The organism is Streptomyces tibetensis, assembly GCF_007655005.1.
Taxonomy (GTDB): domain Bacteria; phylum Actinomycetota; class Actinomycetes; order Streptomycetales; family Streptomycetaceae; genus Streptomyces; species Streptomyces tibetensis.
In genome coordinates this window covers 46,852-60,214 of the sequence record NZ_SZVW01000026.1, presented here as the reverse complement: position 1 = coordinate 60,214, position 13,363 = coordinate 46,852, and the positions used below count along the sequence as shown (strand labels likewise).

Below are 13,363 nucleotides of genomic sequence, written 5' to 3'. Positions count from 1 at the left end.
CAACAGAGCCACGGCATTGGCTTTAGGGCTCGTCGAGCACCTTGATATCGCGCCATACGTGCTCGTACTTCTCACGCGCCACACGGACCCACGGGGGTGGAGCGCTCCATTCGACGGTCACCTCGCGCTCGCCCCAGGCGACCTGCACGATCCGGCGATCACCTGCAAAGTCGACCACGAGATCACGGCGAAGGAAAAGCAGCTGTCCACGCCACGGGTCCTCCGTTCGGAAGACCGCCGAGGCGCGGACGCCGTCGACGTCGACGAGGTCCAGCGTGCCGGGGAGTTGACGAAGCCTGAATCGAGCGGCGAACTCGTAGGACGGCACGTCATAGGACCGATCGAGCGCAGTTGGTGACTCTCCTTCACCGGTAGCGAGTTCTACGGCCACCTGGCCAACGCCGATGCCCTCCTCCTGCCAGTCGCGACGCAATGACGGGCGGGAGTCGGGATCGTCGTCGAAGCGGATGTCGAACCGCGGACTCCACGGTGTCTCACCAGCAAACACCCCCCGGATCGTGGGGATTTCGGGGAAGAAGTGGTTTCCGGGGTATTCAAGGCCCTGAGCGAGCTTGAGCGCGGGGGCTGTATCCGTGGGCTCCAGCAGGAGCGTACGGAAGAACCCGAACACCTTTCGCCCATCGCGCCGGTGTTCCAGAAAGCCCTCGACGAGCAGCCATTCTTCAGCGACCTCATGGAGGCTCGCCGACGACCGCAGTCCCGCCGGAACGTGCACTGCGCCAGTGCGGAGCCATTCCTCGTCGTTCGTCGGACTGGCCGGCGCCCACTCCGGGAGTGGGAAGGGCATCACCGGGGGTTCATCGGGAAACGTCGGGTCGACGTCCGGTGCGACGTTGCGCCCGCCGGCTCCCCACCACTCCGGGAGGCGTCCGGCGTCGGCGAGACGGCCAATTAGTTCGTAATAGGCGATCCATCCATACTTCTTGCCGTAACGCTCCACTCTTGTGCGCCTGGATGAAGAGCGCCTCTCGGAGGCCTCCATGATGTTCCGATCGACGTCGCCGAGCATCGCGGTACGCCATCCGAGCTCCCAGACGCGGGCCATGACCTCACCGCGAGCACGACGGAAATCAGCGTGGGCGAAGTCGTAGTTGCTCCTGCCCTCGATGGCGGATCCGATCACGTAGTTCTCGAAGTCCAGGCCGAAGGTTTTGTCGCACTCCTCGGCGTTCGGGTCGTCCTCCGCCATCACGGGAGCCGGAGGTACGACCCCGAACGTCAGCGCGAGCGGGTCAACTCCCCCAGGAACGGCGCCACGGTGGAGGATCCCGGCGAGTTCATAGGTTGCCCGCACGTAGCTGCGCAGCAGTTCATGAGAAGTCGGCATGGTCCCGCTGTCGAGGAAGCGGTCACGCAGCTCGCCGAGCCACTCCGTGAGCGCGTGCTCGAACGAACCACCCGGGTCGGGCATCTGGTGGGCGCTGGCGGCGCCGAACGCGGCCCCGATAACGCGCTCGACAACGTACGGGTCGTCAACATCGACCATACGAACAGCAAGATCGAAAAGACGCTGCGGTTCCGGTCGGCCGTAGCGTTGCAGGGCCTTGGTCGAGAGATCGCGCACATCGCGGTTCGTGGACGTCAACAGCCATGCCACCGCGAGCGCGTGCAGGTCGTCCGTCTCGGCGCGGTGCATGCTTCCGCTCCAGCGCTCGATCACCCGCTTCAGGTTCTTCAGAAGCAGGTCATCGGCGCGGTGGCGGATCCATTCGGTCCACTTTCGGTCACGCTTCACGAGGGTCAGTGAGCGGAGAACCCGGTCGAGGAAGCCAGCGTTCAGCTTGTGCGCGGAGGACGCGCGGACCTCCCAGAGCCGGTCGAACGGATGCAGACCTCCGTACCCGCGAGGCCTGGGAGCGTTCCAGTTCCCTGTGCCGATCAGTGTCACGAGTTCGTCGACGGTGCGGTCGTCAAGGAACTCGGATTCCGAGTTGAGTTCCTGCGCGAGCACCCAGGACCGGTGCCCTTCCGGGGCGAAGCGCCAGAGGTGGTGCGCTGAGAACCGGCGGGGCACCAGCCCGACGAGGCTGATGACGACGTCTTCACCAAGAGGGTGGCCGTCCTCGCCGACGAGGGACTCCCACAACGTCGCATCTGCGAGGCGGTCCTCCAGCTCGGCATGGGTCAAACGCGCAAGGAGCGCGTCAGCGATGAGATATCCGCCAAGACGATCGAAGAGGAATGCCGTCTCAGTGTCGTCTGTACCGTCGGCCTCCTCTCGGAGGAGAACCCCTTCCTCTTCGAGGCGCCGAAACAAGCTCTCGTCCCAGTTTGTCTCACCGGCGTCGAGAATGGCCTTCGCATCGTCGGACGGCAGGCGGCGGACGCCGCGGGTCCACATCTCCCAGGCGAGTGCGGAGAGGCGCCGCTTGATCTGGTCGACGGGCACCGTGGCACGGGCGGGATCCTGGCCAAGTCGCTGGACGACGCCCTGGCGATACAGCTCGAATACGCCAACCAGTGATGTCGGAAGTGCTTCGGCGCCCACTGGCTCTCGGCGGTCGTGGTTGGCCGCTTCGCAGTACATGCGGACGAAGAGCGGGTTCTCAAACATCCCGGTCGGCAACCAGGCGCCGGCAGCATTGATCAGATAGTGGTCGAAGTAGGTGCGGACGATCTCGTTGACTTCTGCCTGGTACCACTCAAGCTCCGTGGCCACGGCAATATCCGGGACAGCGTAAGCGGCGAGCGCCTCGCGGAGGGTGACGATCACCAGCACATTCGGGTAGTCACCGAGCGCTGGTGCCAACTCATCGAGCAGGACGCGCCACTCCGAGGGCCTCTCCGCTTCGTTCAGGCCGTCGATCACCAGAGGGATTCGGGCGCCAGCCCGGGCACCGGCTGAGTTGAGAGCCTCAAGCAAGTCCTCGAAACGATCGATCTTCAGCCCGGGGATGCGGCGGGCCAGGTCGTCGAGGCTTCCGCCGGCTCGCAGTCGTCCGCCCTGGATGAATACCCCGGCTGTTGGTCGGTCGGCCAGCGCTGTCAGTTGGGCGGCAAGGTGCGTCTTGCCCTGGCCTGCAGCTGCTACGACCGCGATCAAGGAGGCTTCGGCATCTGCTTGCACATCCTTCAGCCACCGTACGACGTCACGGATTTCCGACCCTAGGCCGGTCGCGGCCAGAGCAACTGGCAGGCGCTGCTTTCTCAGCTTGAGCACAAAGGCGCGGAGCTTGCGCGGGGACGTGGCCGGCGGTTGAAGATCAGCGGTCCGCTCACGAGCCTCGATCGGCCGAAGGCCACGTCCGGCATCGGCGATCGCCCGCAACTCCCCGACAAACCGTTCAAGATCAGCGATGATCTCTTCGGTTGCCGTACGTGTGGCCTCGTCGTCGATGTCCGCAAGGGCGTCCTGGAGCGCACCACTGCGGTCGGCGATGAGGTCTGTGTGCTCAGCGAGCCAGTCGAACGACGCGGAGCGCAGAAGGGCACGGTCGATTCGGCGTTCCACATGGTTCGACGTGTGCAACGGAGGCACCCATCGGGCCTTGACCGGTGCCACAGAGCGCTCATGAGCTCGCGCGAGCGTGTCCGGGGACAGCACCAACTCTCCAAAGAAGGTGGAGCGGAGTTCGTCGTATCCGGAAAGCTCGGCATCGAAGTTTTCGGTGGCCCACAGCTTGGTCGAGATGCCGTTGGCCGGGCCGAGGCCGTGGATCCACTCCTCATCCTTCTTGGCAGGACGTTGCGGCAGGCAGAGTACGAAGTCGGTCAGCCCGGCGACGTACTTGATCGCCTTTGCGACGGAGTCCTCGATCTGGCTGCGCTGTGCGCTGGTGAGCTCGTTGTCCTTGCCCAGGATGAACCATTTGCACGACCATCCCCACACCCGGCCGGGCTCCCCGAGCACACCAGGGTGTTCGACGTGTAGATAGAACTCGACCCCAGGCTGATTCCGCCGCTCACGAAGGGTGCCCAGCCTGCCGTAGCGGCGGGCCACGATCGCTCGCGTGAGCGCCTCGAAGTTCTTGTCGGCGGCGCCAGGCAGGCGTGCCAGATCAGTCAGCTCCACCGCTACCTCAACTGTCCGTGTCCGACCGCGGCGTCCCGTCCTCGTTCCAGTGGTGCCGAGAGAACACCTCGACCCGCGCACCGAGGTTGACGAGCACCTTCACAAACCCCTGAACCTCGGACTCCTCGGTCCAGACCCGTACCGTTGATCCGGTGCGCTGGACCGAATGATCGAGGGCATAGATGTCGACATCGGACCGCCCCATGTCGTAGAGCCTCAACTTACCCAGCTCATCGGCGAGCGCTCGGGGCATGCGCTCATCAGCGCGTAGCCAGTCGTCGTCGGACCACTCCGCCTCGGCCAAGGTCTTGAGAGCCTCCATCCGCTCCATCGCCGCCTCGGCTCCGGAGACTGTCTCGAACGTGCCGATCAGGACCAGATCCATCGAGTGCTCCGAGCCGTAGCTGTGCCAGATCCTCATGCTGCCTCCCGCAGAGCTTGCACCGCATCCAGGATGGAGTCCTCGATCGGCGTTCCTGCCGATGCGTATGCGTGGGGCCGTAGAACACCGGCCGCATCGACGTGCATGTGCGCGTCCAGAGGGTGTTCACCAGGAATGACCTCGACCGCCGGTACCAAGGATTCGAGCCCGGAGCGTGAGATCGCAAGCCGCACCTGAGGCCTTGCGGTTCGCATCCAGTGCACCAGGCGCTCCGCATCGGCGTCAGAGATACCGGGCGTAGCGGCGGTCGGCTGCTCCGGCAGAAGCAGCAGTTCAGACGCTCCGACGTCAGCTGCGAACGCTGAGAGGTCATCGAGCTCGCCGATCGTGTCGGCGTTCACGACCGCGTTGATGCCGATCGGCGCAACTGAACGGAGGAGGCCGGCGGCGGAGATCACTGCCGCAAACGGCCGCCTCCGAAGCCGCTCGTATGTAGGTCCGATCCCGTCGACGGACAGGCGTGCGAAGTGCACGGAGCCTCGCAAGGCGTCGGTAACTGCCGGAGTGAGGCGATGTCCGTGCGTCGTGAATGTCACGGCCATCGAGGTGGACTCCGCGACCCGAGCACAGAGTTCGACGAACTGACGATGCGCGGTCGGCTCTCCGCCTCCAAACCCGACTCCGAGGCATCCAGCGGCGTCGAGTTCGACCGCCCAGGCAACCACACGGTCCACGTCGAGCGAGCTGGCGTGCTTAGGCGCGTAGCAGTAGGCACAACGGAGTTCGCAAGCGTTCGTCAAAGCAACAGACAGGTAGCGGGGAGCACGGGAGATCCGCTCCGCTGGCACCTTCACCTCGTCGAGCAGGACGTTGAGCCCGGAAAGCCGATCGAAGAAGTGCACGCCAGCTTCGGACATACGAACCTTGTACCTCACCAGCAGCATGATGCCAGTACCTCAGCGCGTCCCGCAGGCTCTGTAGGAGCGGACGCTATTTGATCTCGTTGTGGGAGATCTTCCTAACCGCCAGGGCCTTTGGGATGGCAGTCTTTGATCCGGTGACCGCCGAGACGACAGATGCGGCCCGGCTGTGACGGAAGAGGCGCAGTGTACGGTCACCGGTGCGGGGGGTAAATCTAATGGCGGATCCGACGATCATGGGAGAGACGCCAAGCGATCGATACTGCCGTGGAGCTGGAGACCGTGAAGCCTGTCGAGAGTGCTCAGCGTGAGCGGCCTGCGCCCGTGTCCGATGAACAGCTGGTCTGGTGGAGCAGGACCGGTCGGAGCGGCTGCAGCTGATCGGACAGGGTGGGCTGCTGCAGCGGCTGACCAAGCGGGTCCTGAATCTGCTCTGGAAGGTGAGATCACCGATCACCTCGGCTACGAGAAGCATGATGCTGGCGGCCGGGGGCAGTGGCATCTCCCGCAACGGGGGGCCGGGCCAAGACCGTGCTGACCGACGCCGGGCCGGTCGAGGTCAAGGTGCCGCGAGACACCTCGGGCACGTTCGAACCGCAGACCGCAGACCGCAGACCGCAGACCGCAGACCGCAGACCGCAGACCGCAGACCGGGCCGCCCGCGCAGCAGGCCGGGCCGGGTGCGCGGTGACAAGGCCTACTCCGATGGATCCCCGGTAGGGGCTACCGCCTCGCCATGTCTATCCGCGAGGAGGCAAAGCGGGCCCGAGCAGCTACTCGGCGACCGCAGGCGGTTCAGAATCGAAGAGTCCTCCCAGAACCCGGAGCGCTTCCACTCTGGGACCGCCAACTTACGGATCCGCGTTCCAAAGCAGCGACCCAGCGACTCGATATCTTGTCGCTGACGATGGTCAACACCGCGTCCAGGCCCTGCTCCAGCCAAGGCACCGGGGCGGCGTAGACCGTGACCGGTGAGCTCGCGCTTGTCAACTCAAAGGCGCCGTCCGGGCACTTGCTGCCACCCTGGCATCGTCAGGATCACACTCTGGGAGCACCGCGATGACCAGCACGCCTCCGGCCACCTCCGCGCAGCAGCGACGCGTGCAGTGGAAGACCATCGACAAGGCACTTGCCCCCTACTCGACCGAGTCGCTGCTGGTCTTGCTGGAAGCCGCGCTGATGGCACCGACCTGCTCCCGATTCCATGACCATCTCTTGCTGCTGTGGACGCGCGTCATTCGCAGCGGGCGCCGTTCTGGTGCGATGGTCATGGCCGAGGTGCTGCCGGTCCTCGTCGAGGCTGCGGTGCAGGGCGCCCCAGGACGGGGCGTCCTCACTGAGGGGAAGCCGAACGACGTACGAGCTGGTGTGCGCTTCGCTGGAATGCTGCTGCACCCGGGGGACCTGGATCACCCCCTTCTGGTGCTCCGCAGCCTGCGGCTGACGGCATGTGCCGTCGACGAGCACCTGCTCGGCGCGGTCGGGTTCGGCCTCGGCGACGTCATCGAGCTCGCCGTGCGCTACACCGACCGACGGATGAGGGAATGCGTGCATGCCTGGCCGACCTCCGAAGAAGGCCCGGACGGCGAGACGATCTCATGCTGGCTCACCCAGGCCAGCGTGGATGCCGTCGCGGTAGCGGAGCGCGACTGCCTCGACGACATCGTCTCTGCCTGCGACCACCCGAAGCGCGCACACCGGGCGCTGGCGTGGCTGACAGCAGACATCGGGAAGCTGAAGCTGAAGTACGACCCGATGCGACAGCTGCTCGGCCCCGTGCTGGCCGTACGGGCCCACGGCCGGAGGATCCCCGTACCGGCCAGCGAAGCCCTCCAAGCCGTCACGGCTGCCGCCGAACAGCTCCTGCGACAGCTCGGATTCAACCAGGACCTGGCCCAGCGCGTTCAGAACCTAGCCGTGATACGGGTTGCCGACGTACTGCATTTGCACAGCGTTCCCCGCCCTGACGAAGTGGCCCGGATCAGCGCGCCCCAGCTTCGCTTGGAGGTCGCGGTCGTCAGCGCGCTCCTCGACGGTGACCTCGGGCCGCGAGTCGAGGCCGCCCGGCGGGTCCTGCTGGAGGAGACCTCACCGGAGCAGGGACGGCTGGTGGTGTATGCGGGGCCGCGTTTCCTCGTGCGCGAGGTGGTCACCGACACCCTCATGGTGCATGTCGAGGAGCTCGCCGAGATGGCAGCCGATGCCGGCGGGAACCCAGCCACGCTGGCCCTGTTCGTGTGGGAGATGACCCAGCATCCGGGAGTGGATGCGATCGCCTACCTCCACCTGCTTGATGCGTGGGGCAGCTGGCGCCGTAACGGCACACTCCTAGCGCCCGGCGAATCCGCGCCGGAGGTTGCCGTCATCCCGCGGCGAGGCAGAGACCTGTCCTGGGACCGGGCCGCCACCTGGGCACCGATCGACAAGGTCCTCGCGGACGCGGGCCTGCCCGCCTCCGTGGAGTGGACAGCCACGAAGATCGTCGACCTCCCCGATGGAGCGGCGGGGCTGCAGGCGGACCTCCACCACTACGCAACTCCAACCGCGGCTGCAGCCGTGAGTACCCACCCGCCGCTCGCCGTGACTGTCCGCCCCGGCCCGCCCGGCGAGGCACCGCTGGACTTCCCGGGCCTGATCGGCCTGGCCGACGCGATCCGCACCACCATCACCGCCCATCCTGTGATCGCCCAGCACTTCAACCTCCCCGACCAGGTCCCGATCACCGTGGAGCTGACCCAGGCCCTGGCGGACCCGGCGCAGCTGCCCAACGACGGAACAGACACCGAGGCCCCTGCCGACGGCATTCGCCTACTTGTCTCCGCCGATCCGCCCAGTACTACCGTCCGACTCGTCCTGGGGCCCGATTTCCTAGGGGCTTTCGCGGGTGACGGACGCGAAGGACACCGCGCCCTGGGCCAAGCCCTCCACCACTGCGCCAGCCAGGTCCGCGAAGGGCGAGACGCAGGAAACGGCCCCGATGCCGGACCCTTCACCAAGGCGTGGAACCAGGCCGACCCAGTCCTGGCCCTCAACGTCTTCGAGAACCCGTGGCCCGCTCAGACCCCCGAGTACGCCGTGCCGGACGGCGAACACGTTCAGATCCGCGCCCTGCGTTCCGCGGCAGCGGCCGTCCGGGAAGCCGGGGTCCCAGCCGGCCTGTGGCGCGGGCGCGACGCCGTGCGCCCGGCCGAGCAGGTCCTTCACGCGCTGGAGGCGTTGATCGACACGGAGATCCGCTCCTTCGAGCCCGCACTTACCACCGAACTGGCCCGTCACCTCAACGCCGCCTGGTGCGCCCGGACACACCGCCACCACGAGTTGCTGTTCAATCTGGCCGCGCCCTGGGCTGACAACTGGGTAGGGGAGGCTCAGCGGCGTACATCCGACGACTCGGTGGCTACCTCCGCGCTGAACCTGCTCCTGCAGGAGGCACTGGCCACGCCGCCCCAAGGAGATCGCGCCGTCGACCTACTGGCCGTGGCCGACCTGATCGCCCTCGCCGAACTGATTCTGTACAGCGGGATCACAGCCGTCGCAGGAGCCCGCGGACTGCACGGCCTGGAACTCCAGGTACATGCCACCGGCGTCTTTCACATCGACCAGCCAGATGCCGAGGACCCGACCGCCACTACCACCCACCTTGGACTGGACCAGAAAGCGTGGACTCGCGCGCGCCACCACCATTGGTTGGCCCAGAGTCGGCAGAGCACCCTTGCTGATCTGCCGGCCCCGCCTCACGTCGGGCCCCGGACGCACAGGACGCCCGGGGCGTTCACTGCCCTCCGGCCGGCCCCCGGCTCTTCCCTCGCCCGCGCTGACCAGGAACTGTGCCGGGCGTGGGGCTTCGGATTCGACGCCCTCGGCGCAGTGCTCGGCACGGCAGTGGACTGGCCAACTGGTCCCGAGGGATACGGCATCACCACGCCCGATGAGCTGGCCCGCGAGGCGGCCGCCTGGTCAGGCGTGCCCATCTCGGAAACCCGTGCTGCGATCGACCCACTTGTCCTCGACCGCGGCAACGCCGCCGATGACCGCGAGCACCGGTACACGGAGGTCGAGCGGCGCCCACGGCTCACCACCCACCCGCTGATCTCCGCAGATCCCGGGCAACTGCTGCTTCTTCCGTGGGTGATCCACACTGCGCAGGAGGTTTACGCAGCCGCTTTCCAGGATGGACGCCTGCCACATCGAGACCTGCCCGCGCGGGTCCGCGGCGCCCTCGCCAAGCACCGCCAAGCCATAGAACAGCAGTTGGAGAGGGACATCGCCGCCATCGCGAACCGTCTCGGACTGCCCCACGTCGCCAACTTCAGAGAGAAGGACGCCGAGCGTGCCGGCCTGCCCACCACAGGAGGGGAGGTCGATCTGCTCATTGCTGACCCTGCGACCGCCCGCCTCTGGGTTGTAGAGGCCAAGCATCCCCACCCCGGGCACGCGCCGCACGCAGTAATCCAGCACATCAGACGCTTCACCGACCCTAAGGACGGCTACCTGACGAAGGTCCTGCGCAAGGTGGACGCGGTCGCCTCCAACCCTCAGGCCGTGGCGCTCGCCTGCGCTGCTCCCACAGACGGCCCCTGGCGCGTCGTGCCGTTGATCGTCACCCGGGCCATCGACCCCACGGCATTCATCGCCGACCCGAGAGTAGCCTTCACCATCACCGACTACCTCGACCAGGTTCTGACCACTCCAGCAGACCCCGGGCCGGGATGGTGGACGCCACCCGATGAGTACACCGCCAGAAGTTGATCAGGCTGGACCGCTGCCAGACTCGCCGCTCAATGCTCCTCGCCGTGAGGACTGATCAGCGGACCGACGGTTCGGCGGACCGACACGACCTCGGACACAGAGTGCTTGCCTGCAACGTCATCGCCCAACACGGGGTGTCGGCTAGGTTCACAGTGCGCGGAGGCGGCGGCGTGTGCGGGGCGGCTCGGGCAGCAGTCGCATGGCCATGATGGAACCGTCCTCGCGCAGCGAAACAGGTCCGTCCCAGTCGTCCTGGCGGCGGACAGCCCGCCACCTCGAACGCAGAGCGTGTGCGTCGCGCCGGTACTCCTCCACCCGCCCATCGCGCAGGTGATCGAAGAGGCTCGCCTCAAGACCAGAGAACGCCTCCACCCGCGTGCCGTTCAACCGGAAGACGTGATCCGTCCCGACAAAGGACATCCCGCCGATCTCGTGATCGATGTCCTGCACGATTCCCGTACCGGCATGCGTGAAGCCCTTGAAGTGTCGCTTGCCCTGCCGCTCCGTCAGGTACTGCGCCGTTGGCTCACCGCCGCCGGTGAACCCCATCAGTCCAGCTGCCCCTGCCCGCGCGAGGGCCCTGCGGAACCACGGGTACTGGTCCGGCATCATCTGGAAGCCGCTCACGCGTTGCTCGCCCTCGCAGTCAGTGCCCGGGACGCGGACGTCGGGGTAGATGTTCAGGTCCTGCAGTTCGCGATCTGCGTTCAGTGCGTCCGGTGGCATCGGCAGGGAGCCGTCACCGGGGGCATGCAGCACGTGCACGATGATGCCGCCCTGCCCGAGCAGCTCCGTCGACGTCACCAGGGTCGGCGTCTGATCCCAGGGGCCGATGTGTACCGCCTCGACCTGCGCTGAGGCAGCGGCTAGCTGGGTGTTCGCGTAAGAGCCCTTCGCATGGGTCCCCTTGCACGCGAGAGGGACGACCTTCGACGGCTCGCCGGGCTTCCACGCCTCCAGGAGGAAGTCGGGACGCAACTTCACCCAGTCCCGTCGCTTGACGTCCTTGCCCGCCAGCGCCCAGCCCGCCTGCAAGGCGATGTCCGCGTCCACGACCGAGATCAAGTGGTCCGGGTACCGCTTCTTGAGCGCTCGCTCGGCGACGGCGAGCGCGAATCCGATGCCCAACTCGCCAGACTGAACAGTCTTGTAGTGGCGCCTGGGGTTCAACCCTTCTTCCGAAAGCGCCATATACCGACCAGGGCTGCCGTCCAGTGCCTGGCAGTACTTCAGACAACCCCAGTGCTCAGCCAGCCCGCGCCCGGCTCCCTGCCGGGACAGCACAGCGGCACGCCCCAGCGCGTGCAGCACGTCCCACGGAGTGAGCCTGAATGATGGACCGACCTCGGTGGCAGGCAACGCCCTCAACCCCGGCTTCCGCCGAAGCGGTTCGCGCCCGTCCTCCCGCCGTTCCTTGTCGTCCTTCGCAGTGGCATCGGCAACGGCTCCCGCCAACGCGCTGGTCGAGTCGATCTGCACACTCCAGGCCTCCACCAGTTCCTTGAGCACCTGTGCTGCTTCTGCCACGGCTTCTCCCCCTGCGTCGCATCGGTGGCGTAACGACAAGATCGAGACGCTAGGTCGGATACGACGGGCGCACACAAGGGGACATACCCGCGCACAGTCCGAAAACGGACGCCAGAGCATCTGCCGTGCTGCTCGACGCGGCCAGGGCCTTGCCAGGAGCCGAACCCCGGTCGAAGGTTCGAATCGGGGGCAACTGGTACTGCCGCGAATTGGCTGGACCTCTGTGAGGGCTGCAGAGGGAGGGGCGGTCAATCTGCTGAGGCGGTCATCGAAGCAACGAGCGGCTGAGGCCGCCGCCCCTGGACGCGAGTTGGAGGCAGGAGGGCAGGCGCTCAGGGCGCGGACGCCGCGCCGGCCACGAAGGTAGATCCGTTCCGCAACGATGTCGTCGGAGTGTCGATGTGTGAGAACGCGGTTCCGAACACGGTGACCATGACTTCCTCCACGGCGAGGGGTGGGTGGGCGTAGGTGTCCCAGGTTTCGGAGAATTTGGCGTGCCGGGAGAGTGCTTGCACGGTTTTCGGGTCGTGCTTGCCGGACCCGCCGAGCGTGGTGGTGTAGAAGTGCTTGAGGTCGTGGAAACGGGTTCTGTCCGGAAGCCCGGCTTGCTTCACCGTCCTTCGCCATTTCTGATGGAAGTCGCTGATCAGTACGGGTCGGCCATAACGGTTCGTGACGATCAGGTCCTCGTCCGGTGGCTCGACGTAGCCGCGTGCCCGACGGCGGCGCTCGGCGCCTGGTGAGACGGGTTCCGGCTCAGAGAACCGTGACACGTGGTGTAGCAGCCGCTCGATCAAGAAGTGATCCACTGGCAAGGTGGCGTAGCTGGCCTTGGTCTTGAGGCGTACGGCCTTACCGCGCTGCCGTTGTTCTTCGATGTGCAGCAGGTCGTGTTTCCAGGCGACCTGGCTTCGCTTCAGTCCGAAGGCCTCGCCCTGGCGTAGTCCGGCGCAGGCTCCGAGCCAGATCAGGACCTCGTAGCGCGGCGCGACCTTCCGCATTGTCGCCGCTGCCGCGGCGACCTGCCCAGGAGACAGCGCGACCTTGACGCGTGGTGTGACGTCCGGGAGGTCGATCCTCGCCACGATGTTGGCAGGGAGCGAGACGTCCTCGTCCAGCATGTAGTGCACGAGGATGCGCCAGGTCTTGAAGATCTGGACGACGGTGCAGGCAGAGTCGAGGCCTTCCTTGTCGAGGAGGTAGTCGACGAAGGCCATGGAATCGCGGCGGCGCAGGCTGCTTGCGGTTCGGTGGCCGGCGAACGGCAGGATGTGGCTCCGGAGATGGCTTTCGTAGGTGTCGCAGGTATTGATGTTCTTCTTCCGCTTGCGTCTCCTTTCCATCATCTCGGTTGCGAAGTATTCAACCGGAAGGCTGCCCGGATTACTGTCGCGCGCCGTCTGCCTTTCGGTCTCTGTGAGCACGTTGTCTAGGAAGTCGCGGGCTTCCTGCCAGATGGCAAAAGCCGGCCGTTTCTCTTTTCCTGAGCAGTCGGTGTACCGGGCCTGCCAGCGATGGCCTCGGCCGTGGTCCGAAGACGGGTACAGAGGTTGCTGTGGCGTGCCGCACCGGCACGGGGTGTCACCGCGTTCTGGTTTTGGATATCTCTTGTGCCAGCGATCGAACGGCTCGATTGGCTTGCTCATGTGCCTCGCCCACGAAACTGAGCTGCATGCTGGACCTGTCGCCGACCTTTTGCACTGGGTAGGCGGTGGGCGCGACGACGTTGTTGCTGCCCGCCACGGCGATGCT

Annotated in this window: 6 protein-coding genes and 1 pseudogene; 2 read left to right on the top strand and 5 right to left on the bottom strand. The window is 66.2% G+C overall.

What is annotated here, in order from left to right:
• Nucleotides 1-22: 22 nt before the first annotated feature.
• From FDO69_RS35225 to FDO69_RS35215, 3 genes are read right to left on the bottom strand one after another with little or no spacing between them, the layout of a single operon-like run.
• On the bottom strand, nt 23-4,033 hold the full coding sequence (locus FDO69_RS35225; RefSeq protein ID WP_104786653.1) for an NACHT domain-containing protein: 4,011 nt from the start codon (nt 4,031-4,033) through the stop codon (nt 23-25).
• Nucleotides 4,034-4,040: 7 nt separating this feature from the next.
• Nucleotides 4,041-4,454: a DUF6375 family protein gene (locus FDO69_RS35220; RefSeq protein ID WP_086799517.1), complete on the bottom strand. Its 414-nt coding sequence runs from the start codon at nt 4,452-4,454 to the stop codon at nt 4,041-4,043.
• Complete coding sequence (locus FDO69_RS35215; protein ID WP_199838351.1) at nt 4,451-5,359, bottom strand: radical SAM protein; 909 nt, start codon at nt 5,357-5,359, stop codon at nt 4,451-4,453. The genes FDO69_RS35220 and FDO69_RS35215 overlap by 4 nt, the downstream gene beginning before the upstream one ends.
• Before the next feature lie 458 nt (nt 5,360-5,817).
• On the opposite strand from FDO69_RS35215, the pseudogene FDO69_RS42465 reads away from it, so the two are divergent.
• Nucleotides 5,818-5,935: pseudogene (locus tag FDO69_RS42465) on the top strand (transposase); the annotation flags it as partial.
• Nucleotides 5,936-6,394: 459 nt separating this feature from the next.
• Nucleotides 6,395-10,084 carry a hypothetical protein gene (locus FDO69_RS35205; RefSeq protein WP_104786651.1) on the top strand — a complete coding sequence of 1,230 codons (3,690 nt, stop codon included), beginning with the start codon at nt 6,395-6,397 and terminating at the stop codon, nt 10,082-10,084.
• Nucleotides 10,085-10,231: 147 nt separating this feature from the next.
• Here FDO69_RS35205 and FDO69_RS35200 read toward each other — a convergent pair whose 3' ends face one another.
• Entirely contained in the window at nt 10,232-11,611 is a 1,380-nt protein-coding gene (locus FDO69_RS35200) for a hypothetical protein (RefSeq protein WP_086799513.1), read from the bottom strand.
• 332 nt (nt 11,612-11,943) lie between these two features.
• Complete coding sequence (locus FDO69_RS35195; RefSeq protein WP_234388234.1) at nt 11,944-13,257, bottom strand: tyrosine-type recombinase/integrase; 1,314 nt, start codon at nt 13,255-13,257, stop codon at nt 11,944-11,946.
• Between the last annotated feature and the right edge of the window lie 106 nt (nt 13,258-13,363).